Annotated in this window: 22 protein-coding genes; 13 read left to right on the top strand and 9 right to left on the bottom strand. The window is 71.9% G+C overall.

What is annotated here, in order from left to right; translation table 11 throughout:
- The first annotated feature begins 21 nt into the window (after positions 1 to 21).
- The 4 genes from sucB to OG897_RS09460 all read left to right on the top strand — a co-directional run bounded on the left by sucB (position 22) and on the right by OG897_RS09460 (position 6,554).
- Positions 22 to 1,809, top strand: coding sequence for a 2-oxoglutarate dehydrogenase, E2 component, dihydrolipoamide succinyltransferase (sucB, locus tag OG897_RS09475; RefSeq protein ID WP_266654742.1), 1,788 nt, complete (start codon positions 22 to 24; stop codon positions 1,807 to 1,809).
- A 157-nt stretch (positions 1,810 to 1,966) separates the two neighbouring features.
- On the top strand, positions 1,967 to 2,590 hold the full coding sequence (locus tag OG897_RS09470) for a GntR family transcriptional regulator (protein WP_189821807.1): 624 nt from the start codon (positions 1,967 to 1,969) through the stop codon (positions 2,588 to 2,590).
- A gap of 235 nt (positions 2,591 to 2,825) precedes the next feature.
- The gene (gene aceE, locus OG897_RS09465) at positions 2,826 to 5,498 is read left to right on the top strand and encodes a pyruvate dehydrogenase (acetyl-transferring), homodimeric type (RefSeq protein ID WP_266654739.1); all 2,673 of its coding nucleotides are present in this window, start codon (positions 2,826 to 2,828) and stop codon (positions 5,496 to 5,498) included.
- A gap of 84 nt (positions 5,499 to 5,582) precedes the next feature.
- Complete coding sequence (locus tag OG897_RS09460; protein WP_266654738.1) at positions 5,583 to 6,554, top strand: YafY family protein; 972 nt, start codon at positions 5,583 to 5,585, stop codon at positions 6,552 to 6,554.
- A 115-nt stretch (positions 6,555 to 6,669) separates the two neighbouring features.
- Here OG897_RS09460 and OG897_RS09455 read toward each other — a convergent pair whose 3' ends face one another.
- Together OG897_RS09455 and OG897_RS09450 are read right to left on the bottom strand one after the other, a co-directional pair.
- Entirely contained in the window at positions 6,670 to 7,593 is a 924-nt protein-coding gene (locus OG897_RS09455; RefSeq protein ID WP_266654737.1) for an SDR family oxidoreductase, read from the bottom strand.
- A 98-nt stretch (positions 7,594 to 7,691) separates the two neighbouring features.
- Complete coding sequence (locus tag OG897_RS09450) at positions 7,692 to 9,713, bottom strand: hypothetical protein (protein WP_266654736.1); 2,022 nt, start codon at positions 9,711 to 9,713, stop codon at positions 7,692 to 7,694.
- 295 nt (positions 9,714 to 10,008) lie between these two features.
- Here OG897_RS09450 and OG897_RS09445 point away from each other — a divergent pair, with 295 nt between their 5' ends.
- Positions 10,009 to 10,527 carry a DUF4240 domain-containing protein gene (locus tag OG897_RS09445; protein ID WP_266654735.1) on the top strand — a complete coding sequence of 173 codons (519 nt, stop codon included), beginning with the start codon at positions 10,009 to 10,011 and terminating at the stop codon, positions 10,525 to 10,527.
- Positions 10,528 to 10,681: 154 nt separating this feature from the next.
- On the opposite strand, the gene OG897_RS09440 is transcribed toward OG897_RS09445, so the two are convergent.
- Entirely contained in the window at positions 10,682 to 10,819 is a 138-nt protein-coding gene (locus tag OG897_RS09440; RefSeq protein ID WP_266654733.1) for a hypothetical protein, read from the bottom strand.
- A 146-nt stretch (positions 10,820 to 10,965) separates the two neighbouring features.
- The gene (locus tag OG897_RS09435) at positions 10,966 to 11,742 is read right to left on the bottom strand and encodes an SDR family NAD(P)-dependent oxidoreductase (protein ID WP_266654731.1); all 777 of its coding nucleotides are present in this window, start codon (positions 11,740 to 11,742) and stop codon (positions 10,966 to 10,968) included.
- A 156-nt stretch (positions 11,743 to 11,898) separates the two neighbouring features.
- Between OG897_RS09435 and OG897_RS09430 the strand changes: the two genes are divergently transcribed.
- Complete coding sequence (locus OG897_RS09430) at positions 11,899 to 12,549, top strand: TetR/AcrR family transcriptional regulator (RefSeq protein ID WP_266654729.1); 651 nt, start codon at positions 11,899 to 11,901, stop codon at positions 12,547 to 12,549.
- Positions 12,550 to 12,575: 26 nt separating this feature from the next.
- Here OG897_RS09430 and OG897_RS09425 read toward each other — a convergent pair whose 3' ends face one another.
- Entirely contained in the window at positions 12,576 to 13,715 is a 1,140-nt protein-coding gene (locus OG897_RS09425; protein ID WP_266654727.1) for a PP2C family protein-serine/threonine phosphatase, read from the bottom strand.
- 158 nt (positions 13,716 to 13,873) lie between these two features.
- Entirely contained in the window at positions 13,874 to 14,410 is a 537-nt protein-coding gene (locus OG897_RS09420) for a GNAT family N-acetyltransferase (protein WP_266654725.1), read from the bottom strand.
- A gap of 56 nt (positions 14,411 to 14,466) precedes the next feature.
- On the opposite strand from OG897_RS09420, the gene OG897_RS09415 reads away from it, so the two are divergent.
- Together OG897_RS09415 and OG897_RS09410 are read left to right on the top strand one after the other, a co-directional pair.
- A complete protein-coding gene (locus OG897_RS09415) occupies positions 14,467 to 15,372 on the top strand; it encodes a TIGR01777 family oxidoreductase (RefSeq protein ID WP_266654723.1) in 906 nt (301 codons plus the stop codon).
- Positions 15,373 to 15,620: 248 nt separating this feature from the next.
- On the top strand, positions 15,621 to 17,000 hold the full coding sequence (locus OG897_RS09410) for an NAD(P)/FAD-dependent oxidoreductase (protein WP_266654721.1): 1,380 nt from the start codon (positions 15,621 to 15,623) through the stop codon (positions 16,998 to 17,000).
- A gap of 158 nt (positions 17,001 to 17,158) precedes the next feature.
- Here the strand turns inward: OG897_RS09410 and OG897_RS09405 are convergent, their stop codons facing one another.
- Complete coding sequence (locus OG897_RS09405; protein WP_266654719.1) at positions 17,159 to 18,619, bottom strand: regulator; 1,461 nt, start codon at positions 18,617 to 18,619, stop codon at positions 17,159 to 17,161.
- Positions 18,620 to 18,860: 241 nt separating this feature from the next.
- Here OG897_RS09405 and lipB point away from each other — a divergent pair, with 241 nt between their 5' ends.
- From lipB to OG897_RS09385, 4 genes are all read left to right on the top strand, one after another.
- Positions 18,861 to 19,658 carry a lipoyl(octanoyl) transferase LipB gene (lipB, locus tag OG897_RS09400; protein WP_266654717.1) on the top strand — a complete coding sequence of 266 codons (798 nt, stop codon included), beginning with the start codon at positions 18,861 to 18,863 and terminating at the stop codon, positions 19,656 to 19,658.
- Between the two features lie 112 nt (positions 19,659 to 19,770).
- Positions 19,771 to 20,736, top strand: a complete 966-nt coding sequence (gene lipA / locus OG897_RS09395; RefSeq protein WP_266654715.1) for a lipoyl synthase — start codon at positions 19,771 to 19,773, stop codon at positions 20,734 to 20,736.
- Positions 20,737 to 21,001: 265 nt separating this feature from the next.
- Entirely contained in the window at positions 21,002 to 21,196 is a 195-nt protein-coding gene (locus OG897_RS09390; protein WP_266654713.1) for a hypothetical protein, read from the top strand.
- 19 nt (positions 21,197 to 21,215) lie between these two features.
- Positions 21,216 to 21,914: a DUF4191 domain-containing protein gene (locus OG897_RS09385; protein WP_266654711.1), complete on the top strand. Its 699-nt coding sequence runs from the start codon at positions 21,216 to 21,218 to the stop codon at positions 21,912 to 21,914.
- A gap of 90 nt (positions 21,915 to 22,004) precedes the next feature.
- On the opposite strand, the gene OG897_RS09380 is transcribed toward OG897_RS09385, so the two are convergent.
- The gene (locus tag OG897_RS09380) at positions 22,005 to 22,472 is read right to left on the bottom strand and encodes an RDD family protein (protein WP_266654709.1); all 468 of its coding nucleotides are present in this window, start codon (positions 22,470 to 22,472) and stop codon (positions 22,005 to 22,007) included.
- A 222-nt stretch (positions 22,473 to 22,694) separates the two neighbouring features.
- Here OG897_RS09380 and glnA point away from each other — a divergent pair, with 222 nt between their 5' ends.
- Complete coding sequence (gene glnA, locus OG897_RS09375) at positions 22,695 to 24,104, top strand: type I glutamate--ammonia ligase (RefSeq protein WP_266654707.1); 1,410 nt, start codon at positions 22,695 to 22,697, stop codon at positions 24,102 to 24,104.
- Positions 24,105 to 24,187: 83 nt separating this feature from the next.
- Here glnA and OG897_RS09370 read toward each other — a convergent pair whose 3' ends face one another.
- A complete protein-coding gene (locus OG897_RS09370; RefSeq protein WP_266654704.1) occupies positions 24,188 to 25,450 on the bottom strand; it encodes an MFS transporter in 1,263 nt (420 codons plus the stop codon).
- Positions 25,451 to 25,640 lie beyond the last annotated feature (190 nt).

Genomic DNA, 25,640 nt, shown 5'->3' with positions numbered 1-25,640 from the left:
CCGATAGGAGCAACTGAAACCATGTCGGTTTCCGTAACCCTGCCGGCGCTCGGCGAGAGCGTCACCGAGGGCACTGTCACCCGCTGGCTCAAGGCCGAGGGCGAGCGCGTCGAGGCCGACGAGCCGTTGCTTGAGGTCTCGACCGACAAGGTCGACACCGAGATCCCGGCCCCGGCCGCGGGCATCCTGGCCTCCATCAAGGTCGCCGAGGACGAGACCGTCGAGATCGGCGCCGAGCTGGCGATCATCGACGACGGTTCCGGCGCTCCGGCTGCCGCCGAAGAGGCCCCTGCCGCCGCCGAAGAGGCTCCGGCCGCTCCGGCTCCCGTCGCCGAGGCGCCTGCCGCTCCGGCTCCGGCCGCCGAGGCCCCGGCTGCCGCTCCGGCCGCTGCCGGCTCCGCCGAAGGCACCGACGTCACCCTCCCCGCGCTCGGCGAGAGCGTCACCGAGGGCACCGTCACCCGCTGGCTGAAGGAGGTCGGCGAGGAGGTCACCGAGGACGAGCCGCTGCTCGAGGTCTCGACCGACAAGGTCGACACCGAGATCCCGGCCCCCGTCTCCGGCGTTCTCCTGGAGATCGTCGTCGCCGAGGACGAGACCGCCGAGGTCGGCGCGAAGCTCGCCGTCATCGGCGCGAAGGGCGCGGCCCCGGCCGCCGCCCCGGCTGCTCCGGCCGCGCCTGCCGCCGCTGCTCCGGCCCCGGCCGCCCCGGCCGCTCCCGCCCCGGCTCCGGCCGCCCCCGCGGCCCCGGCTGCTCCGGCCGCCCCGGCTCCGGTCCAGGCCGCGCCCGCCGCTGCCGCCCCGGCTCCGGCTGCCGCGCCCGCGCCCGCTCCCGCCGCCCCGCAGGCCCCGGCTCCGGCCGCGACCTCCGGTGACGACGGCGCGTACGTGACCCCGCTGGTCCGCAAGCTGGCGTCCGAGAACGGCGTCGACCTGGGCCAGGTCAAGGGCACCGGCGTCGGCGGTCGCATCCGCAAGCAGGACGTCGTGGCCGCCGCCGAGGCCGCCAAGGCCCCCGCACCGGCCGCCGCAGCCCCGGCTGCTCCGGCCGCCGCGTCCAAGGCTCCGGCCCTGGAGGTCTCGCCGCTGCGCGGCCAGACCGTGAAGATGACCCGCATGCGCAAGGTCATCGGCGACAACATGATGAAGGCCCTGCACTCGCAGGCCCAGCTCACCTCGGTCGTCGAGGTGGACATCACCAAGCTGATGAAGCTCCGCGCCGCCGCGAAGGACTCCTTCGCCGCCCGCGAGGGCGTCAAGCTCTCCCCGATGCCGTTCTTCGTGAAGGCGGCGGCCCAGGCGCTGAAGGCCCACCCGGTCGTCAACGCCCGGATCAACGAGGACGAGGGCACCATCACCTACTTCGACTCGGAGAACGTCGGCATCGCCGTGGACTCCGAGAAGGGCCTGATGACCCCGGTCATCAAGGGTGCCGGTGACCTCAACCTGGCGGGCATCTCCAAGAAGACCGCCGAGCTCGCGGGCAAGGTCCGCGGCAACAAGATCACCCCGGACGAGCTGTCCGGTGCGACCTTCACGATCAGCAACACCGGCTCGCGCGGTGCGCTGTTCGACACGGTCATCGTGCCGCCGAACCAGGTCGCCATCCTGGGCATCGGCGCCACCGTCAAGCGTCCCGTGGTCATCAACCACCCGGACCTGGGCGAGACCATCGCGATCCGCGACATGACCTACCTGTCGCTGTCGTACGACCACCGCCTGGTGGACGGCGCCGACGCGGCCCGTTACCTGACGGCCGTCAAGGCGATCCTGGAAGCGGGCGAGTTCGAGGTCGAGCTCGGTCTGTAACAACGTGGCGGCCCCGCGAGGGGCCGAGGATCGCGACGAGGTCGAATGCGGCCTCTGAGGCTCCCCAGCAGTACGTGTGCGCCCCCGCCCGGGTTTCCGGGCGGGGGCGTCGCCGTATGGTCTTCCCAGCGCGTCGGTATTTCCTGAAGGAGCACCCATGAACCCGCCCGTCGTCCACTCGCTCCGCGAACAGATCCGCGAGCACATCGTGGAGGGGATCGTCAGCGGGCGCTGGAAGCCGGGCGAGCGCATCGTGGAGCGCCGCATCGCCACCGAGTTGCAGGTCAGCCAGACGCCCGTACGGGAGGCCCTGCGCGAGCTGGAGACGCTGCGGCTGATCGAGTCGGCCCCCAACAAGGGCGTACGCGTACGCAACCTCACGGCCGCCGACCTGGAGGAGAGCTATCCGGTACGGGCGGGCCTGGAGCAGATCGCCGCCGAGCTGGCCGCCCCCGTGCTCGCCGACGACGTATCGGCCCTGGAACCGCACGTGGTGGCCCTGTACGCGGCCGACCGGGCGGTCGACGGGACCGCGCAGGTGCGGCACACGGTGGGCTTCCACCGGGAGCTGGTGCGGGCGGCGGGCAACGGCGTGCTGCTGCACACCTGGGAGGGCCTGGGCATCGAGGTCTTCACCGCGCTGTCGATCAGGTGGCTGGGGACCGTGCAGAAGTCGTACGCGGAGGAGCACGAGGATCTCGTCGAGGCGTTCCGTCGGCGTGATCCCCGGATCGGTGAACTGGTGAAGGCACACGTGCTCGGATGTGCACCCCGAGCCTGAATTGCCCCTTATGCACCTTTCATCACTGACACTTCGTGCCCTTTTCCGTGGCACGGAATGCCTACTTTGTGCTGCGGAAGGATTTTTTCGGCTCAAACTTTGATCGATCATCGATCAGTCCTTACAGTCGACGGCGGACCTCATCAAGGTCCCGTCAAAAAGCACCACCGGGTCCCGTCCTGCCAGACACAGACCCCCCTCTCTCTCCACCCCCTCCTTCCCGGAAGGCGGCGTCATGACCGACCCCGTACGCAAGGCTCCGAGCGAGCTCGACCAGCTCCCGGACCGCGACACCGAAGAGACCGCCGAATGGGCGGCCTCCCTCGACGCCGTCGCCAAGGCCGCAGGCTCCAACCGGGCCGAATACCTGATGCGTCGCACCCTCCAGCACGCCGAGGCCGCCGGTCTCGCGCTGCCCAAGCTGCTGGAGACGGACTACGTCAACACCATCCCGACCTCCTCCGAGCCCGCCTTCGACGGCGACCTGGAGATGGAGAGCCGGATCACCGCGTGGAACCGCTGGAACGCGGCGGCCATGGTGACCCGCGGCTCGCGCTTCGGCGTCGGCGGTCACATAGCCACCTTCGCTTCGGCCGCCTGGTTGTACGAGACCGGCTTCAACCACTTCTTCCGCGGCAAGGAGGGTGACGGCTCCGGCGACCAGCTCTACATCCAGGGCCACGCCTCCCCCGGCATCTACGCCCGCGCCTTCCTCGACGGCCGCCTCTCCGAGCAGCACCTCGACAACTTCCGGCAGGAGGCGGGCGGCGACGGCCTCCCCTCCTACCCGCACCCGCGCCGTCTCCCCTGGCTGTGGGAGTTCCCCACCGTCTCCATGGGTCTCGGCCCCCTCTCCGCGGTCTACCAGGCGCGCTTCAACCGCTACCTGGAGAACCGCAACATCAAGGACACGTCGAACTCCCACGTGTGGGCGTTCCTCGGCGACGGCGAGATGGACGAGCCCGAGGCGACGGCGGCCCTCACGCTGGCCGCCCGTGAGGGTCTCGACAACCTGACCTTCGTCATCAACTGCAACCTCCAGCGCCTGGACGGCCCGGTCCGCGCCAACTTCCGCGTCGTGCAGGAGCTGGAGGGCGCCTTCCGCGGCGCCGGCTGGAACGTCGTCAAGTCGCTGTGGGGCACCGCCTGGGACGAGCTGTTCCAGCTCGACACCACGGGTGCGCTGCTGCGCCGTCTGCGGGCCGTCCCGGACGCCCAGTTCCAGACGTACGCGACGCGTGACGTGGCGTACATCCGCGAGCACTTCTTCGGCGCCGAGCCCGCGCTCCAGCAGCTCGCGGCCGTGCTGAGCGACGCGAAGATCGCCGAGTGCTTCCACACCTCGCGCGGCGGCCACGAGGCCCGCAAGGTGTACGCGGCGTACAAGGCGGCCGTCGAGCACAAGGGCCAGCCGACCGTGATCCTGGCCCAGACGGTCAAGGGCTACACGCTCGGCCCGACCTTCGAGTCGCGCAACGCCAACCACCAGATGAAGAAGCTCACCGGCAAGGAGTTCCGCGCCATGCGCGACCTGCTTGAGCTTCCGATTCCGGACGCGAAGCTGGACGACTCCCTCGTCCCGTACGGCCACCCGGGCGCCGACTCCCCCGAGGTGCGCTACCTCCAGGAGCGCCGCGCGGCCCTCGGCGGCCCCGCCCCGGCCCGTCGCGTGCACCCGGTCGCACCCCTCCCGCAGCCCGCCGAGAAGTCCTTCGCCGCGCTGAAGAAGGGCTCCAAGCAGGGCATGGCCACCACCATGGCGTTCGTCCGCCTGGTGAAGGACCTGATGCGGGACAAGGAGACCGGCAAGCGCTGGGTGCCGATCGTCCCCGACGAGGCGCGCACCTTCGGCATGGAGGCGCTCTTCCCCTCCGCCGGCATCTACTCGCCGCTCGGCCAGACGTACGACCCGGTCGACCGCGACCAGCTCATGTACTACAAGGAGGCCAAGGACGGTCAGGTCCTCAACGAGGGCATCACCGAAGCCGGGGCCATGGCGGACTTCATCGCCGCGTCGACCGCGTACTCCACGCACGGCGAGACGATGATCCCGTTCTACATCTTCTACTCGATGTTCGGCTGGCAGCGGACCGGCGACCAGATGTGGCAGCTCGCCGACCAGCTCGGCAAGGGCTTCATCGTCGGCGCGACCGCCGGTCGTACGACGCTGACGGGTGAGGGCCTCCAGCACGCGGACGGCCACTCGCACCTGATCGCCGCCACCAACCCGGCGTCGCTGAACTACGACCCGGCGTTCGCGTACGAGGTCGCGGTGATCGTCCAGGACGGTCTGAAGCGGATGTACGGCGAGAAGCCGGAAGACGTCTTCTACTACCTGACGGTCTACAACGAGCCGATGCCGCAGCCCGCGATGCCCGAGGGCGTCGAGGAGGGCATCGTCAAGGGCCTCTACAAGTTCAAGGACGCCCCGGCGGCCACCTCGCCGGACGCCCCGCGCGCCCAGCTGCTGGCCTCCGGCACCGCGATCCACTGGATCCTGGAGGCGCAGGAGCTCCTGGCGGCCGACTGGAACGTCTTCGCCGACGTCTGGTCCGCCACCTCGTGGGGCGAGCTGCGCCGCGACGCGCTGGAGGCCGACGAGGCCGCGCTGAAGGGCGAGTTCCGCACCCCGTACGTGACCAAGGTGCTGGCCGACGCGCCGGGCCCGGTCGTCGCGGTCAGCGACTGGATGCGTCAGGTCCCGGACCAGATCAGCCAGTGGGTCGAGCAGGACTACACCTCGCTGGGCACGGACGGCTTCGGTCTCTCCGACACCCGTGAGGCGGCCCGCCGTCACTTCGGCGTCGACGCGCAGTCGATCGTCGTGGCGACGCTGGCGCAGCTGGCGAAGAAGGGCTCCGTCCCGGCTTCGGCGGTCAAGGAGGCGCGGGAGCGCTACGGCCTGTAGGGCTTCACTCTGTACGGCCGGTGCCTCGCACGCCTTCGGGTGTGCGGGGCACCGGCCGTTTCGCGTTCCCGCATGATGTGGGGCATGCGTGCTGCCCGGTTGATCAAGATGGTGCTGCTGCTCCAGTCCCGGCCGATGATGACGGCCGCCGAACTGGCGCAGGAGCTGGAGGTGTCCGAGCGGACCATCACACGGGACGCCCAGGCGCTCTCCGAGGCGGGCGTGCCCGTGTACGCGGACCGGGGCCGGGCGGGCGGCTACCGCCTGATCGGCGGCTACCGCACGCGCCTGACGGGCCTCGGGCGCAGTGAGGCGGAGGCGCTCTTCCTGTCCGGGCTGCCGGGCGCGCTGCGGGAGATGGGGCTTCAGGACGCGGCGTCGGCGGCCCGCCTGAAGGTGTCGGCGGCGCTGATGCCGTCGCTCCGGGACGCGTCGGCGAATGCCGCGCAGCGCTTCCACCTGGACGCGCCCGGCTGGTACCAGGAGCCGGTGACACCGGAGTCGCTGCCCGCCGTGGCGGAGGCGGTGTGGGGCGACCTCGTCGTCGAGGCGCGGTACCAGAGACGGTCCAACCGCACGGTCGAACGCCGTCTGGAGCCGTACGGCCTGGTCCTCAAGGGAGGCATCTGGTACGTCTGCGCACGGGCGGAGTCGGGGGACTTCCGGGTGTACCGGCTGGACCGCTTCACGGCGGTGACGGTGACCTCTTCGGGCTTCATCCGGGACGAGGACTTCGACCTGCCTGCCTTCTGGGAGTCCCGGGCGGCGGAGTTCTCCCGCTCGCTCCTGCGGATGGAGGCGGAGCTGCGGCTCTCCCCGGCGGGGGTGCGGGGGCTGCCGCGCGTCATGGACCCTCCGGTCGCCCGCGAGGCGCTGGCCGTGGCGGGACCGCCGGACGTGGAGGGGTGGGTGCGGGTCACCGTGCCGATGGAGTCGGTGGAGGTCGCCACCTCCCAACTCCTCCCGCTGGGCGCGGAGGCGGAGGCACTGGGCCCGCCGGAACTGCGGTCGGCGCTGGCCGATGCGACGAGGGGACTGTACCGGCTGTACGGGTGAGGGCCTGTACGGGTGAGGGCGCCGGTGGGGCTCAGCCGGTGTCGGGCGCGGGGAGCTGCGCGACCAGCCACGACGGTCCCGCACGGGACCGAGACCGCCCCGCCCCCGGCAGGGCTCAGCGGTATTCGTCCACCGACACCCCCTCCTCCCCCGCGCCGACCCGCGCCAAGTACCCCCACGCGTCCGGCTGCGACCCGTCCGCGTCCCGCACCCCGTACGCCACCGCCAGGTCCCTGCTGGACAGCGACCGGCCGTTCCACCGCCCCCGCCCGCCGTCCGCCGCCAGCCGTGCGATCCCCCGTCCCACGTACACCGGCGACTCCGCGATCGCGAAGGTCGGCTCCTTCTCGATCGCGTCGCGCCAGTTCGCCTCCGTCACTCCGAAGTGGTCGAGCATCTGCTCGGAGCGCAGGAAGCCGGGGGTGACGGACACCGCCGTCCCGCCCACGTCCGCCAGGTCGTGGGACAGGTTCGACGCCATCCGGATCGGCGCGTTCTTGGCGAGGTCGTAGTAGAAGTTCTCCCGGAACCCCTTGTTCGACTCGGCGGTGCCGTCGGTGATCTCGACGACGAGCCCGCCCTCGTGACGCACCAGCAGCGGCAGCGCGCAACTGCTGGTGATGATGTGGGACGTGACGCCGAGGTCGAGCATCCTCAGCCCGTGTTCGAGCCCCGTCTCCCACATCTTCTTGCCGAACTCGATCAGGTGCTCCCCGCCCCAGATGTCGTTGACGAGGACGTCGAGCCGCCCTCGCTCCCGGTCGATCCGCTCGACCAGCGCCCGTACCTGCTCCACCTCCAGGTGGTCCGTCGGCACGGCGACGCCCTCGCCGCCCGCCGCCGTCACCAGTTCGGCGGTCTCCTCGATGGTCTCGGTCGTCCGGCCGACCTCGCTGACCTTCGTGCGGGTGGTGCGCCCGGTGACGTACACCGTCGCGCCGAGCGCACCCAGCTCCACGGCGATGGCGCGGCCCGCGCCCCGGGTCGCGCCCGCCACCAGGGCGATGCGGCCGGTCAGGTTCGGCTGGTCGGCATTCATGTGCGGCTCCTTCGTCGTCCCGGACGTCCCGTACGAAAGAGAATGCCGTCCATACCCGACAGCCACTGTCTGGATTTACGGCGCGGCTCAGGGCTTCTTCAGTGCAGGCCCTCCAGCGTCGAGCCGTCCGCCATCTTCGCCTTCAGTTCCGCCCGTGCCCCCTGGGGCGCCCGCACCGCCATCGTCGGCCCGTCGGCGTCGGCCTTGACCCCGCCCGTGGCCTCGATGGAGAGCACCTTGCGGCTGCCCGCCGCGAGGAGGTACCAGGTGCCCGACTTCGGGGCCCGCCAGCCCGCCCCCGCCAGCACGTGCTGGCCGAACCGGCTGCACGACGCCGTGTCCTCGGCGGTGGCGACCGCCGTGCCGAGGGCGGTCGGGGCGGTGGACGGCAGGTGGAGCTGGACCATGACCCGGCCGGGTCCGCGCCACGTGTCGGCCCGGGTGCAGACCCAGTCCGCCCGGCCGCCCGCCTCGGGCAGCGTCTGCTGCGCGTACACCCAGTTGTTGACCGCGCGCACCCCGAAGCCGCGCATCGAGGGGAGGTGGCAGGCGCTGTGCGCCCAGGTCTGGAGGGCGGCGGTGCTCGTCGCCTCGCGGGGCTGGCGCGCGGGGGCGCCGCTGCCGGGCGGCGGGGTGTAGGTGAGGTGGACGGGGGCGAGGTCGCCCAGGTCGGTGAGGAGGAAGGCGTGCTTCTCGACGATCAGCTCGGAGGAGCGGAGCTGGAGGACCGGCCAGGAGTCGCACGTACCGCCCGCTCCCGGGCGTCGGACGGGGTCCGTCACACCGTCGCCGCGCACGCCCAGCTTGCCGCCCGGGGAGTTCGGCTTGAGGAGGTCGCGGGTGGTGGTCTCGTCGATCCAGGGGGCGAGCAGGAAGCGGGTGCCGGCACCGTCCCTCGTCACCACCAGGGCCGCGCCCGTCACCACGTCCGCGTCGTCGGTACGGGCGAAGTCGAGCGCCGGGGGCTCCTCGCTGTCGGCGGGCTCGGCGTAGCGGACCGTACGGTCGCCGTCGTTGAGGAGGACCACGGCCGTGCCGTCGACGTCTCCCGCGTACAGCAGACGGGGCGGGGCCGTGGGCGGCTGGGTGCCCGCACCGGGCGTGCTGGAGATCCGTACCGTACGGGCCGGACTCGCCCACACCTTCAGTGCGCGGTCGAGCAGCGGGAGGTCGTCGCGGCGCTCGCCCCGGGCGGGCCAGACGGTGAAGTCGACGCGGGAGGTGTCCGCCCATGCGTCGTCGGCGGAACGCACCAGGTTGCGGGGATCCAGGACGCGCCCCGCTATGGAGGCGTTGACGGTGCCGGTGGCGGCCGTGCGCTCCGGCGGGCCGGGGGCGTCGCCGAGCACGACGGGCAGGACTCCGGCGGCGACGGCCGCGACGACGAGTGCCGCTCCTGCGGTACGGACGCGATGGCGGCGGCGCAGGAGGTCGGTGGGGCGCGTGTGCACGAAGCAGGGGTCGAACTCGCCGGAGAGGAGGGGGTGTCGTACCCCCTCGCCCGGCTCGCCGAGCACCTGCCGTCCGATCCGTTCGGCGGTGCGCAGGGCGAGGGCGGGCTCGGCGACACCTGCCTCGGCGAGGCGCTGCCGGGTCTCCTCCTCGCCCAGGCCCTCCACCCGGTGCAGGGCGAGGGCGGCGCGGGTGGCGGAGTCGACACCCGACAGGGCCTGTTCCAGGGCGAGTTCGTCGGCGCCGCCGGCGGCGGGGAAGAGGCGCAGGCCCCACACGGTGGGGAGGAGGGGGCGCAGGCGCTCGGGCCCGGGTCCGCGCCGGGGCCACCAGCCCGGCCGCTTCCCGTACACCAGCGCTTCGCGCAGCACCCGGGCGCGCAGCGTGACGTACGCACTCTCCACGGGTGCGGTGCGCTGGGCGGGGAGGGCGGGCGGGGCGGGTGCGGCGGCGGTGCGACCGACCCGGGTCCGGACGGACGGGAGGGCGCGCTGCACGAGTCCGTGGGCGGCGAGGACCCGGCGGTGGCGTCCGAGGGAGGGCGGAAGGGTGATAAAGGCGAGTCTGACGAGGCGCGGATAGTGCTCGACCAGCGCGGCTTCGGCCCGCGCCACGCTCAGCGGGGCCCCGTGGGCCCCGACGGGTTCCGTACGGTCTTGCGTGTCCATGGCGAGGGCAGCTCCCTTGAGGGTGCGAGTGGGTGAGAGTGCGTGCGTCGCTTGCCCTTCAAACGAGTGAATCATCGGACGGTCACACGGGACGTGGACCTGCGGGAACGGGGAGCGCGGGGTGGGTCCGGAAGAACGCCGACAGCCGGACCCGTGTACGTGCACGAAGCACGCGTACGGGTCGGGGTGAGCGGCGCCGGGGGTCGCGCGGGTAACGAGCGCGGGTAACGAGAAGGCCCTCATCCGGGCGCTCCGCGTGCGCCGCACCCCCGCAAGCCCGATGCTGGAGCACGTGATGGACGAGACGGAATTCTGGGAGATCGTCGACAGGACCCGCGCGGCCGCCGAGGGCGACCCCGAGGACCATGCCGACCTGCTGGTCGAGCGGTTGCTCCAGTTGGACCCCGACGCCGTGCTCGACTTCGCCAGACACTTCGAGGTGCGCTACAACCGCGCGTACCGGTGGGATCTGTGGGGGGCCGCGGTCGTCATGATGGGCGGCGCGAGCGACGACGCGTTCGACTACTTCCGGTGCTGGCTGATCGGCCAGGGCCGGGAGGTCTTCGAGGGCGCCCTGCACGAGCCGGACGACCTGGCCGGGCTCCTGGACGACTTCGACGACGAGATCGACGGGGACGGGGAGGAGCTGGGGTACGCGGCGGACGAGGCGTACGAGCAGCTGACGGGGTCGGTGGCACCGGACCTGGGGGTGCCCGCGCAGGCGGCGGAGCCCGAGGGCACGGCCCTCGACCTGGACGACGACGGTGCTCTGGCGGATCGTTTCCCTCAGCTGTGGGAGAGGTTCGGCGACTAGCGGCTATTCCAGCCCGTCCGACTCCAGCACGCCCGGCTCCAGCACGCCCGACTCCAGCACGCCCGGCTCCAGCCCTTCCGGCGCTTGAGGACGCGCGGGCGAAGCCCGTGCGGGGGCCGAGGGGCGTAGCCCCCATCCGTAACCCCAGTTCCACTCAGCCCAGGTTGAGGGCAGGGCTGGAGCGGCTCGGCACCCTGCCCGTCCGGCCAGGGAGCACCGCATCCAGCATCTCGGGCTGAGGGACGGCCCAGGAGGCCCCACCCGGGGCGGGAGTGGATGCGGTGCTGGTCATGGGGCTCAGCGCTTTCAGCTCGGTGTTCGACGAGACGTCCGGCTCGGTGGTCGTCGCGGGAGGGCGCCCGGCCGGACGCACCGGCCGGAGAGCGGGCGGGGGTGTGCTGGGCCGGGCCCCGGCCCAGCACACTCCTTCGGCCCCGCTCAGTAGTGCGTGCCGCCGTCGATGCGGATCTCCGTGCCCGTGATGAACGCCCCGTCCTGCGAGCCGAGCATCGCCACGACGCCCGCGACGGTCTCCGGTCCCGCGAAGCCCTGGCCGAGGGCGGGGGCCAGCTTCATGAAGAGCGTCATGTCGGCGTCCTCGGGCAGGCCCGGGCCCTTGCCGCTGGTCATGTCGGAGGCGATCGAGCCCGGTGCGACGGCGACGACGCGCAGGCCCTGCTTGCTGTACTCGGCGGCCAGGGCGTGGGTCATCGACTGGATGCCGCCCTTGCTGGCCGCGTACGCCGACATGTACGGGTGGGCGAAGGAGGCGGAGGTCGAGGAGAAGTTCACTATCACCGGCTTGTCGCCCGCCAGCAGGGCCGGTATCGCCTCGCGGATCATCAGGAAGGTGCCGGTCAGGTTGACCGCGATGATCTTGTTGAAGAAGTCGAGCGTGGTCTCGTGCGTGTGCGAGGAGCGCAGGATTCCGGCCGCGTTGACCAGGACGTCCAGGCCGCCCAGGGCTTCCACGGCTCCGGCGACCCCGGCCTTGACTGCGGCTTCGTCGGAGATGTCCAGCACCTCGGTGCTCAGGCGCCGCGCCGCCTCGACGGAGGTGGCGGCGGCCTGCTCGGCGGTCTCCTTCAGCCCCGCCTCGTTGACGTCGACGGCGAACACGCGGCCGCCCTCGGCGAGTACGCGGTGCACGGTCGCCCGGCCGATGCCCGATCCGGCACCGCTGATCAGAACGCGACGGCCCTCGTAACGCTGCATGGTCTTCCTCTTCCGCAGTCTTCGGTCCTCGTCCCCCTCCGGATCGGATTCCTTCGGGATCACTCTTCACGTTACGCCCAAGTGGCACGATTTGTCACTAGGTCATTTCGTGCACCCCCGCCGGTGTGCGGACCTTCCTGGGCGTACGCTGCCCAGGTGAGCACCGAGCCCCAGCAGCCCAAGACACCACAGCCCAAGCCCTCCCTCACCGAGCGCCGCAAGGCCGCCACCCAGCTCGACATCGCGCGCGCCGCCGCCGAACTGTTCGCGGAGCACGGTCCCGACGGCACCACCGCCGAGGCCATCGCCACCCGCGCGGGGGTCGCGCTGCGCACCTTCTACCGGTACTTCCGCAGCAAGCAGGACGCCGTCGCCCCGCTGCTGTCCGGCGGCGGCGACCAGTGGCTGGCCCTGCTCGCCTCGGCGGAGCCGGGCTCCGGGGTGCTGAGCAACCTGGAGCGGGCCGTCACCGAAGTCCTCTCCACCCCCGACCCGCGGGCCGCCGAACAGCTCGACTGGACCCGGGGACTGCTGCGCGCCGCCGACCGGGACCCGGCGCTGCGGGCCGTCTGGTACCGGGTGAACCAGGAGGGCGAGGAGAAGCTGCTCCCGGTGCTGACCGCGCTCGCCGGACCGGGGGCCGACCCCCTGGAGGTACGGCTCGCCGGGGCCGCCGCGACGGCTGCCATCCGTACGGCACTGGAGGAATGGGCGCGTACCGACGCCCCCGCACAGGGCCCGGGATCGCCCGCCGAGCTCGCCGCCCGGTGCCTGAAGGAGCTGACCCGGGGCATGAGCCTGTCCTGACCCCCCTCCCGGACCACGGCACGCTCTCAGGCGGCGGGGCCGCTCCCCCTCGCCGCCTCCGGCCCGTCCGGGCAGTTGTCCGAGTCCGGCTCCACCAGCAGCAGTGCGACGTCGTCCTCCACGTTCTTCGCGAACCGCACCAGGTCGCGCTGGACCGCCTCCGCCAGGTCGGCCAGCTCCCCCTCGGACGGGTCGAGTGCCGCGAGGCGCTCCCGCAGGGGATAGAAGGCGCCCTCGGCGTTCCGCGCCTCCGTGATGCCGTCGGTGTGGGCCAGGATGCGGTCGCAGGGCTCCAGCGGCACGACGGTGACCTGGGGCGGGCCGAACCCGGTCAGCCCGAGGCCCAGCGGCGGCGCGGGGTCGAGCCGCAGCTCGCTGACCCGGCCGTCCCGCAGCAGCAGCGGCGGCGGGTGCCCGCAGGAGACCACCCGCACCGAAAGGCCGTCCTCGGCGAACTCCATGAGCACGGCGGTCGCGAACAGCTCGGCGTGCTCCACCGCCGCCGAGTCGACCACCAGCCGCCGGTCCAGCCGCGCGGCCACCGCGGGCAGGTCGGCGTCGTCGAGCGCGGCCTCCCGGAAGGCCCCGAGGAGGGCGGAGACCGTGGCGACCGCGCCGGGCCCGTGCCCCTCCACGTCGGCGACGACGGCACGCACCCCGTTCGGCCCCGCCCGCACGTCGTACAGGTCGCCGCTCACCAGCGCACCCAGTTCCGCCGCCCGGTAGAGGCCGAAGCAGTGCACCCGGCCCACCACGGCGGGCAGCGGCGGCAGCACCGCGAACTGCGCCACCTCCGCGGCCGTCCCCACGGTCACCAGCAGGGCTTCCCTGCGCGTGCGCGACCAGGACACCACCACACTCGTCACGCAGAGCAGCACCAGGGAGAGCAGCACCCCGTCCTGGTGCGCGAAGTCGCCGGTGTCGTACTGCGCGTAGAACAGCACCGCCGCCCCCATGAGCGCGGTGCTCACCGGCCCGTACAGCAGGGCGGCGAGCGGCGGCAGGGCGGCGACGAAGTAGCTCAGCTCCACGTCGTCCGGGGTGATCCGGTCGGCCAGCGCCAGCAGCACCAGCACCACCAGGGGAAGCAGCCGCAGCCACAGCGGGGCCTTCTCGCCCCTCTGCCACCGGGGAACCTGTCCCTGGCGGGCGCGGACCGAGCTCATCGCGCTTCGGCTCCTCGGGGCAGACGACAAGGGCTGCGTGCGAGCACCCGCACGGCGCTCCGTGCGCGTACCCCTGTCGATCACTATGCCCGCAGTGCCCCTTTCGCGCCGTTCGGACCCGGGAGTCCGCTCCCTCCCCGGCCGCCGCGCACGGGGCCTCAGTCGGTGAGCGCCCGCCCCATCAGCACGTCGTCCAGGTACTCCCCGCGCAGGAAGAACTCCTGCGGGAGCACCCCTTCCACCGCGAACCCCTCCGCCTCGTACAGGGCGCGTGCGGGGGTGTTGTGGCAGAGCACCCGCAGGGTGATCCGGCGGCCTCCCCTGCGCAGCACCTCCGCGCAGGCCGCCCGCACCAGGGTGCGGCCGATGCCCCGGCCGCGTGCCTCTTCGGCGACCGCGAAACCGTTGATCTGGAGGACGTGCGCGTTGCAGGCGAGCGGGGTGGGCGGCACGAGCCGCACATAGCCGAGCAGGCGGCCGTCCTCCTCGGCGACCAGGACGTCCTCGGGGAAGTGCCGTTCGTCGAAGTACGGCCCATACGGCGGCTCCGGCGGGGGTGTCACGGCGCTCAGCGGCGACCAGGTGTCCCTGTCCAGGGCACCCAGTGCCAGGTCGTCCGCGAAAGTGGCGGCCCGTACGGTCACCGTGTCGACGGGGGTCACGGGAGTGTCGGGGCTTTCATGCGTCTCCGGCATGGCGACACTGTGCCACGCGGCGCGCACCTGCCCCTCCCCGGGGCAGGATGGTCGTCATGGACGCCATGCGGATCGCAGTCACGGGCTCTACGGGCCTCATCGGTACGGCACTTGTGCGCTCGCTGCGCGCGGACGGGCACGAGGTCGTACGCCTGGTGCGACGGCCCGCCAGGACCGGGGGCGAGGTGACGTGGGACCCGAAGAGGAGTTACGTCGACGCCCGGGGCCTCGTCGGGTGCGAGGCGGTGGTGCACCTGGCGGGCGCGGGCATCGGCGACCACAGGTGGACGGACGCGTACAAGCGGGAGCTGCGCGAGAGCAGGCTGCTGGGCACCTCCGCGCTCACCGAGGCGATCGCCTCGCTGGACGTACCGCCCCGGGTCCTGGTCAGCGGCTCCGCGCTGGGCTTCTACGGGGAGACGGGCGACCGGCGGGTCGACGAGGAAGCCCCTCCCGGCGACGGGTTCCTGCCGTCGCTGTGCGTGGACTGGGAGGAGGCCGCCGCACCGGCGCAGGAGGCGGGCATCCGGACGGTGTTCGCGCGGACCGGTCTGGTAGTGGCGCGCGGCGGCGGGGCCTGGGGAAAGCTCTTCCCGATCTTCAGGGCGGGCCTGGGCGGGCGGCTCGGCGACGGCAGCCAGTACTGGAGCTTCATCGCACTGCACGACGAGGTGGCGGCGCTGCGGCACCTGATCGACACCGAGTCGCTGTCGGGGCCGGTGAACCTGACCGCACCCGAGCCGGTCACCAACAAGGAGGTGACGGCGGCGATGGGGCGGGTGCTGCACCGGCCGACCCTCTTCCCCGTACCGAAGGTGGCACTGCGTGTCGCGCTCGGGGAGCTGGCGGGGGACGTGCTGGGCAGTCAGCGGGTGGTGCCGACCCGCTTGCTGGAGTCGGGGTTCTCGTTCGCGTTCCCGACGGTGGACGACGCGATCGGGGCGGCGCTGCGGCCGGAGTAGGCGCGGCGCTACGACCGGAGCAGGCGCGGCGCCGTGGCCCGAGCAGGCGCGGCGCTACGACCGGAGCAGGCGCGGCACCGCGGCCCGCGCAGGTTCCGTGCGACCGCCGTGCATCGGTGCACGGGAGGTGCGCGCCTGCCGGAGAAGCTGTGCCGACTTCTACGCTGCACGTCCAGTACGGGTATCCCGTACGGCTGTCGAGGGCATAGGCCCTGCACCACAGCCGCGCCGACCTCGGGGAGGGGCACGTGCGTAACCCAGCGCACCACGCGGACGTCGTCATCGTAGGAGCAGGGGTCGCCGGACTCTGTGCCGCCCACCAGCTCATACGGGCCGGTGTAACAGTCAGTGTCCTGGAGGCCGCCCCTTACGTCGGGGGGCGGATGTCCACCGAGCGGATCGACGGATTCCGGCTCGACCGGATCGGCCAGGTGCTCAGCAGCGCCTACCCCGAGCTGCTCCGCACCCCGGGTCTCGAAGACCTCGCCCTGCGCCCGTTCGCCCCGGGAGTCCTGGTGCACAGCGGAGGCCGCCACTACCGGGCGGGCGAGGTCGCGGGAGTACGGGGCTCGGGGGTACGGGGCGCGAGGGGCGCACTCACCGCAGCGCGCGCCCTCGCGAGCGCCCCCAGGAACGGAACCTCGCTCGGGCTCACCGCCGCCGCCCCCACGTCGCCCACCTCCCGCCCCCTCGGCGGCGCCCTCGACCAGGCCCGGCTGAGCGCCGCGCTGGCCCGCTTCGCCACCACCCCCGTCGACAAGCTCCTCGCCCGGCCCGAACTCCCCGCGCTGGACGCCCTCTTCAGCCGGGGCCTGCCGTCCCGCACGGTCGACGGCTTCCTGCGCCCGCTCCTGTCCGCCCTGCTTTCCGACCCCGACCTCACCACGTCCAGCCGGTGCGCCGACCTCGCCCTGCGCGGCTTCGCCAGCGGTCGGCTCTGCCTGCCCGAGGGCGGCGCCGACACCCTGCCGCAGCTCCTCGTCGCCGCTCTGCCGCCGGGCACCGTCCGTACCGGAGTGCACGTCACGGGCGCTTCCATCTCCTCCGTCACCACCAAGGAGGACGGCGAACTGGGCTGCCGCTCCCTGCTCCTGGCCACCGGGGCGCGTGCCGCCGCCGAGCTGCTGCCCGGCCTGCGCGTGCCCGACTTCCACCCGGTGACCGTGCTGCACCACACCGCCGCCACGGCTCCCGCGACCGGCTCGGCCCTGGTCCTGGAGGCCGACCGGAGCGGCCCCGTGTCGCACACCGCCGTCGTCAGCGCGGTCGATCCCACGCGTGCGCCCGACGGCAGGGTGCTGATCTCCTCCACGGTCCTCGGCAGTCCCCCGCCGGACCTGGACGACGGGGTCCGCTCCCACCTGTCGAGGCTGTACGGCACGTCCACCGACGACTGGGAACTCCTGGCCGTCCACCACGAGCCGGACGCCGTGCCCGCGATGCCCGCACCCCACGACGTGCGCCGCCCCGTCCGGCTGCTCTCCGGTCTGTACGTGTGCGGAGACCACCGGGAGACGAGCACCGTGCAGGGCGCACTGCACTCGGGCCGCCGCGCGGCGCAGGAGATCCTGCGCGACTTCGGCATCCGCCCCGGCTACGCGGCGGAGGAGCTGCGCGAGGCGGCCTGAGTCCCCTCTCATACTCATACAACTCGATGCGACCACCGCACCCCGCCCCGCGCCCCGGCCGAGGTCCAGGTGGGAGGAGCGGCCCGGAACTGACGCCCTGAAGGCCCGGGGGCCTGGTCGTCGACGCGACCCGGCCCCGGCACCCGTACACCAGGACGTCAGCCCAACGCGGCGACCCGGTCCCGGTACCCCCGCACCGCCGCCGCGTCGCGGTACGGCTCCAGCCGCCGCTCGAACTCCCGCACGTACTCCGTGGCCCGCGCCGACCGCATCTCGGATGCCTGCTGCGCCGCCTCCGCGCCCAGCGCGCACGCCTGGTCCAGCTCCCCGAGCCCGAGCCGCGCCTGCGCGAGCACCACCCGGCAGAACAGCCGACTGCGCGCGTATCCGTGCGGCCTGAGCTGCAAGGACTTCTCCGCGTGCTGCGCCGCAGCCCGGTACTGCTGCAAGTCCCGGTGGCAGTGCCCGAACTCGTCGGCGAGCTGCGCCTCGTCGAAGAACTTCGCCCAGTGCGGCACGTCGTCCCCTGGCCTGGACGCCTCCATCGCCCGCTCCGCCCGCACCAGCGACGACGTGCAGGCCCGCACCTCGCCGAGCACTCCGTGTCCGCGCGCCTCCACTGCGTGCAGCAGCGCCTGGACGACCGACGGCGCGGACGAGCCGACGCCCTGCTGGGCGACCCGCGCGAGCTGCACCGCCTCCCGCCCGTGCCCGAGGTAGACGGCCTGCCTGCTCATGGTGACCAGCACGTAGCTGCCGTACGCCCGGTCGCCCGCCGCCTGCGCGAGCCGCAGCGCCTGCACGAAGTACCGCTGGGCCAGCCCGTGCGCGGCGATGTCGTACGACGTCCAGCCCGCCAGCCGGGTCAGATCGGCGGCGGCCGAGAAGAGCCGCCGCCCGATCGCCTCGCCGTAGGTGCCGCGCAGCATCGGTTCCGCCTCGTGCTCCAGATAGCGCACGAGGGCCTGCCGGGCGTGCCCGCCGCCGTAGGCGTGGTCCAGCGTGCGGAAGAGCTCGGCCACCGAGCGCAGGGCCGCGATGTCGCCCGAGGTGACCCGCTGGCCGGGGCCCCGGTCGGTCTGGCGCTGCCGGGGCAGCACGGCGGGGCGTCCGCCCTGGGCGGGGACCCGGGCCGCCGCCGCACCGTTCACCGGCGGGGCCTCGCCCCGCCCGACCCGGTCGTCGGCCCGCCCGATCAGCCAGTCCCGGCTGGGCACGACGAGCCCCGCCGGAGTGAAGGCGATCTTGCGCAGCTCGGCGTGGCTGCCGGAGTCCTTGCGCCACAGGCCGCTCACGATGTCGACGGCCTCTTCGGGCGTGGCCGCGAATTCGAGCCCCGCATAGACCGGAGCGCACGCGTCCAGTCCCAGGTCCTGCGCGGAGAGCCGTCTGCCCAGCCTCCTGGTGAACACTTCGGCGATGAGTGCGGGCGTGGTGCCGCGCGGCTGCTGGCCGCGCAGCCAGCGGGTGACCGAGGTCTTGTCGTACCGAAGATCGAGCCCGTGTTCCAGTCCCAGCTGATCGACCCGTCGGGCCAGACCCGCGTTGGAGAATCCCGCCTCCGCGATGAGCGCGGCGAGCTGTCGGTTGGGAATGCGCTGCGGAGGTCGTTCCGTCATCAGCTCTGAGCTCTCCTGCCTTCCGGGCCCCGGGTGGCAGCCCTGCATGGGACGGCGCGAATTTAGCGATCCTGGGCCCCGTAACCGGCCTCTGCGCCTCTACTTCATCCGATCGTGTGACGATTCAGGGGGAGCGCTGACGGAGATCCCGTCTCCCGCCCCGGCCCCCTCCCTGCCCCGGGGGCGTCGTCCCGGCCGCCGTACAGTGGCTGAGGGCGTGGCGATACGAAGGAGACACACCGTGAGTGAGCTGCGGTTCGTCCGACTGGGATTCGGCGAAGAGGCCGTCGAGTACCAGGAGGCATGGCAGAAGCAGCGTGAGGTGCACGCCGCCCGCTTCGCCGACGAGGTGCCGGACACCTGTCTGCTCCTTGAGCACCCTCCCGTCTACACGGCGGGCAGGCGCACCGAGGACAGCGAGCGCCCCCTGGACGGCACTCCCGTCGTGGACGTGGACCGGGGCGGCAAGATCACCTGGCACGGTCCTGGGCAGCTCGTCGGCTACCCGATCCAGAAGCTGCCGCGTCCGGTGGACGTGGTCGCGCACGTGCGGCGTCTTGAGGAGGCCCTGATCCGCGCGTGTGCGGAGCTGGGCCTGGGGACCACCCGGATCGAGGGCCGCAGCGGCGTCTGGGTGCTCGGGGACCCCGTCGAGCAGCGTCCGGCGATCGGCGGGCTCTCGCTCGACTTCGACCCTCGGCTGTCGGACCCGGAGTTCGACGCGCGGCTCAACGGTCCCGAGTACGCCCCCTCGAACGCCGGTCAGCGGCGCGAGGACCGCAAGCTCGCCGCGATCGGCATCCGCGTCGCCAAGGGCGTCACGATGCACGGCTTCTCGCTGAACGTGAACCCGGACAACACCTGGTTCGACCGGATCGTGCCGTGCGGCATCCGCGACGCGGGCGTCGCCTCGCTGGCGAACGAGCTGGGGCGCGACGTGACGATCGAGGAGGTCCTGCCGGTGGTGGAGAAGCACCTGAACGCGGTGATGGCGGAGTCGGTGCTCACGCCCCGCGCCGTCGAGAAAACGGCCGTCTAGGGAATGCCCCTGTCCGGGTCCAGGTTGTCCGGACGTAGTGCCATGCAAATATCGGGCGTACCCTGGTGTTCGCCGATGAATCGAAGCCATTACGGCAAGAGGGAGTGCGGACGTGTCCGCTGTCGCACCCGACGGACGCAAGATGCTGCGCCTGGAGGTCCGGAACAGTCAGACCCCCATCGAGCGCAAGCCCGAGTGGATCAAGACCCGGGCGAAGATGGGTCCCGAGTACACCAAGATGCAGGCCCTGGTGAAGGGCGAAGGACTGCACACGGTGTGCCAGGAGGCCGGCTGTCCCAACATCTACGAGTGCTGGGAGGACCGCGAGGCGACCTTCCTCATCGGCGGTGACCAGTGCACGAGGCGCTGTGACTTCTGCCAGATCGACACGGGCAAGCCCGAGGCGCTGGACCGTGACGAGCCGCGCCGCGTGGGCGAGTCCGTGGTCACCATGGACCTGAACTACGCCACCATCACGGGCGTCGCGCGCGACGACCTGGAGGACGGCGGCGCCTGGCTGTACGCGGAGACCGTGCGCCAGATCCACCAGCAGACGGCCGGCCGTGAGGCCGGGCGTACGAAGGTGGAGCTGCTGGCTCCCGACTTCAACGCGGTCCCCGAGCTGCTGGACGTCGTCTTCGAGTCCCGCCCCGAGGTCTTCGCGCACAACGTGGAGACGGTGCCGCGCATCTTCAAGCGCATCCGCCCCGGCTTCCGTTACGAGCGTTCGCTGGACGTCATCACCAAGGCGCGCGCGGCCGGTCTGATCACCAAGTCGAACCTGATCCTGGGCATGGGCGAGACCCGTGAAGAGGTCAGCGAGGCGCTGAAGGACCTGCACGAGGCGGGCTGCGAGCTCATCACGATCACGCAGTACCTGCGCCCCTCGCCGCGGCACCACCCCGTCGAGCGCTGGGTGAAGCCGATGGAGTTCGTCGAGCTGAAGGACGAGGCCGACGCGATCGGCTACTCCGGTGTGATGTCCGGGCCGCTGGTCCGTTCCTCGTACCGCGCGGGCCGTCTCTACGGCCAGGCGATGGAGCGTCGCGGGGCACTGGAGCCCACGCCCGCCGTGTGAATCGGCGCACAAGTAGTTACTGAGCAGTAATAGCCGTGACGACGCGGCCCGTACGGTCCCCGCAGGTAAGGGGCGGTGTACGGGCCGCGTCAACGTTTTCGCCCCTACCGTCAAGGTTTCATCGCCGTTTGACCGGTCGGTCACGTGCTGGTAACACCAATCAGTGACCCTGGCTTTACGCACCGCAGTTCCTCGGCACCTCAGTACCGCAGCACCGCAGCACCACCGATTGCCCATTCGCCGTTGCTACGAGGGGGACCCCCGAATGCAGGCCGTACGCGCCAACGCCCTCCCGTCCGTGACCGACGCGCTCCGCGCCGTCGAGTCCCTGCTGATGGGCACCGGACAGCGCACCGCGCGCCGGAACGCCTGGACCGCCGTACTGGAGGACCGCCGCCGGGCGAAGGACCGCATCGAGACGCAGCACGTGCTGGAGGCCGTGTCCGCTCGTACGTCCTAGGCAACGTAAACTTTCTCGCATGGCGAGGAAGGAACGCGCAGCGAACGCGGACACTGCGAACCCGGGGCGACTCAAGCAGATTGCCCTGACGTACAAGATGACCCGGCGGCAGGACCCCAAGGTGGGTCTTATCGTCTTCGGCTTGGGCATCGTCGTTTTCGGCGTCCTGCTGGGCCTCGGCTTCTTGATCGGTCACCCGGTCTACCTGGGCATCCTCGGCTTCCTGCTGGCCTTCCTCGCGATGGCGATCGTCTTCGGACGGCGTGCCGAGCGCGCTGCCTTCGGGCAGATGGAAGGACAGCCGGGGGCCGCTGCTGCCGTACTGGACAACGTCGGCCGAGGCTGGACGACGACCCCCGCGGTCGCGATGAACCGCAACCAGGACGTCGTGCACCGGGCGGTCGGCAAGGCCGGAATCGTCCTGGTGGCCGAGGGCAACCCGAACCGGCTGAAGACGCTGCTGGGCGCCGAGAAGAAGAAGATGGCGCGCATCGTCGGCCCGGACGTCCCGGTGACCGACCTCCAGGTGGGCAACGGCGAGGGCCAGATCCCGCTGAAGAAGGTGCGCACCACGATGCTGAAGCTGCCGCGCACGCTGACCGGTCCGCAGGTGACCGCGACCAACGACCGGCTGCGCGCGATGGGCGACCTGATGAGCAACATGCCGCTCCCGAAGGGCCCCATGCCGAAGGGCATGAAGATGCCGAAGGGCCGCTGACCCCTCTCCTCCCGTTCCTTCTACGCAAGCGACGGCCCCGGAACCTCCTGAGGTTCCGGGGCCGTCCTGCTGTCCGCGTACGCTCTTGGGCTACATCCGCACCTGGACGGCACGGGCCAGCCGGTCGTGCAGGCCGCGTCCGTCGCGGTCCCAGATCAGCGCCGGGATCGCCAGGCACAGCAGCACGCCGCGCGCCACGGCCCAGCCGAAGCCGAGGCGACCGCCGTGCTCGGAGATCACCCGCACCTTGAAGAGGCGCTTGCCGGGCGTGCAGCCGATGGTGCCGACGGTCAGGACGCTCAGTACGAGGAAGACGAGAAGCGCGGCGTTGCCCGCTGTCTGGGTGTCACCGCGGGCGAAGAAGGCGTTCGCGATGAGCAGGCACAGAATCCAGTCGACGAAGAGCGCGCCGAAGCGGCGGCCCAGCGGGGCCACCGAACCGGGCCCCTCGGGGGGCAGCCCGAGGCGCTTGCCACGGTGCCCGAAGTCGGCGCCCATCTCTTCGGCGGCCGCGCGCGGCCCGGAGAGCCACGATCCGATTGCTTGCCTGTTGTCCACCCCACCACGGTACTGCGCCCCCCTTCGTCCCGGTCCGGCCGGGGCGGGCTCGACGGGGAGCGGTGGGCGGGCTGGTTAACTTGGGCGAAACAAACGGGTCATGCTGGAGAAATCCCGGCTGCCTATGGTCGACGCCAGCGTGTGCCACCGCACTGGCCCGCAGAAGACCCGCAGAAGACGCGGCAACCCCGTCCGGCCCCGGGCGGGAGTAGGAGGAGCTGGATGTTCGGGAACGCCGACGACGCCAAGAAGTTCATCGCCGACAACGACGTGAAGTTCGTCGACGTCAGGTTCTGCGACCTGCCGGGTGTGATGCAGCACTTCACGATCCCCGCCGCGGCCTTCGACCCGGACGAGGAGCTGGCGTTCGACGGCTCGTCCATCCGCGGCTTCCAGGCCATCCACGAGTCGGACATGGCGCTGCGCGCGGACCTGTCGACGGCGCGGATCGACCCCTTCCGCCGCGACAAGACGCTCAACATCAACTTCTTCATCCACGACCCGATCACGGGCGAGCAGTACAGCCGTGACCCGCGCAACGTCGCCAAGAAGGCGGAGGCGTACCTGGCCTCCACCGGCTTCGCGGACACCGCGTACTTCGGTCCCGAGGCCGAGTTCTACGTCTTCGACAACGTCCGCTTCCAGACGTCGGCGAACGAGAGCTTCTACCACATCGACTCCGAAGCGGGCGCCTGGAACACCGGTTCCACCGAGAACAACCGCGGCTACAAGGTCAAGTACAAGGGCGGCTACTTCCCGACCCCGCCGGTCGACCACTTCGCCGACCTGCGTGCCGAGATCTCCCTGGAGCTGGACAAGAACGGCCTCCAGGTCGAGCGCCAGCACCACGAGGTCGGCACCGCAGGACAGGCCGAGATCAACTACAAGTTCAACACGCTGCTCGCCGCGGCCGACGACCTGATGCTCTTCAAGTACGTCGTGAAGAACGTCGCCTGGAAGAACGGCAAGACCGCGACCTTCATGCCGAAGCCGATCTTCGGCGACAACGGCTCGGGCATGCACGTCCACCAGTCGCTGTGGCAGAACGGCATCCCGCTCTTCTACGACGAGCAGGGTTACGCCGGTCTCTCGGACATGGCCCGCTACTACATCGGCGGCATCCTCAAGCACGCCCCGTCGCTGCTGGCCTTCACCAACCCGACGGTGAACTCCTACCACCGGCTGGTCCCGGGCTTCGAGGCGCCGGTCAACATGGTGTACTCGCAGCGCAACCGCTCCGCCGCGATGCGCATCCCGATCACGGGCTCCAACCCGAAGGCCAAGCGCGTCGAGTTCCGCGCCCCGGACCCGTCGTCGAACCCGTACCTCGCCTTCGCGGCCCTGCTGATGGCCGGTCTGGACGGCGTGAAGAACAAGATCGAGCCCCCGGAGCCGATCGACAAGGACCTCTACGAGCTGGCTCCCGAGGAGCACGCCACCGTCCAGCAGGTCCCGACCTCGCTGCCGGCCGTCCTGGACGCCCTGGAGGCCGACCACGAGTACCTTCTCGCCGGTGGTGTCTTCACCCCCGACCTGATCGAGACGTGGATCGACTACAAGCGCACGCAGGAGATCGCCCCGATCCAGCTGCGCCCGCACCCGCACGAGTTCGAGCTGTACTTCGACCTCTAAACCCGGTCGGGTCCACTCCCCCGGAGCCCCGTCACCGCCCTGTCGCAGGGTGGTGGCGGGGCTCCGTCGTATACGGAGAACGGTCACGCCGTACGGGAGAAGTGGCGGGCGCCCCGGGCCAGGGTGGCCGCCGCCGGGGCCAGGAAGCAGAGGGCGGCGCAGGTCAGCAGGACCGGGGCCGGGCCGAAGGCGGTGATCGCGGGGGCGATCAGGGCGAGGCCGAGGGGGGCCAGCCCGTACGAGAGGAGGAAGTCGAGGGAGGAGACCCGGGCCAGCTTGTCGGGGGCGACCTCGCGCTGGGTGGCGGTGAACCAGGGGACGTTGAAGAGCTCGACGCCGATTCCCGCCAGGACGTACGCGGCGACGACGAAGGCCGGGTGCACGGGCAGGGCGAGGGCGAGCGGTGCGAAGCCGTAGCAGGCGAGGCCCAGCAGGGCGGTGCGGCCCTGGGCGCGGGGCCGCCAGCGGGCCATCAGGAGGGCTCCGCCGAGCGCGCCGAGCGTGTACGCGGTCATCGCGGCGGCCAGGACGGCTTCGGTGCCGTAGCGGTCGCGGCTGATCAGGGGCAGGGCGACGCCGGTGGCGGAGTAGCCGGTGGCGATGACGGTGGTGAGTGCGCCGAGCCCGGCCAGGAACCAGGGGTGGCGGCGGGCCTCCCGCAGGCCCTCGACGAACTCGCCGTACAGGGAAGGACGTTGGGCCGGTTCGGCGGCGTGCGCGGGTGCGCCCCGGCCGGGGACGAGGGCGGCGACCAGCCAGAGCAGCCCGATGCCCAGGAGCAGCGTCGCCGTGTCGAGCCAGAGGGCGAGCAGGGCGGTCAGGGCGGGCCCGGTGAGCGTGGTGGCGCGCACGGAGAGGGTCGTCGCGGCGTTGGCCTGCTGGCGCAGGGCCGGGTCGACGATCTCGGCGGTCAGCGCCTGGAAGGCGGGGCGGCAGGCCCCCTGACCCGCGCCCGCGAGGACGGCGGCGAGCACCATCAGCGGCAGGGAGCGGCCGAGCCCGAGGGCCAGCAGGGGGGCCGCGAGGGCGGCGGCGAGGGCCGCCACCAGGACGACGCCGCGCCGGGTGTGGCGGTCGGCGAGCACGCCGCCGACCGCCACGGCTATCAGGAATCCGGCGGTGCGGGCGGCCAGCAGCAGCCCCAGGACGGGTGCGGTGAGGGTGCGGTCCAGGACCGCGAGGCCGAGCACGAAGGGCAGGGCCCAGGTGGCGAGACCGGAGGCGGTGGTGCCGGTCCACAGACGCAGGAAGCGGGCGTCACGGAGGACGGAGCGGGCGGGGGGACGGTCGGCCCGGGGCTGCGGGGGCAGGGGACCCGGCTTCGGTTCGGGGTGGGCGGTCGTCACGGGTGGTCGGCTCCTGGAATTTCGAGAATCACTGGACTCCCTTGCGAGCGAGTCCAGTTGGGCAGGTTCGGCGGCAGTCTCCCGCCGCCGGGTCTAGCTTAATGAAAATGATTACCGTTACAGTAGCGCTCGTTCCGGTCCCCGTCAGCACCTCGGCGCGGGCGGAATCTCCTGCTCCCGTTTTCCGGAG

The sequence above is a fragment of the Streptomyces sp. NBC_00237 genome, assembly GCF_026342435.1.
Lineage (GTDB): Bacteria > Actinomycetota > Actinomycetes > Streptomycetales > Streptomycetaceae > Streptomyces.
The sequence above is the reverse complement of the archived record's forward strand: the minus strand, read 5'-3'. Positions and strand labels throughout refer to the sequence as shown.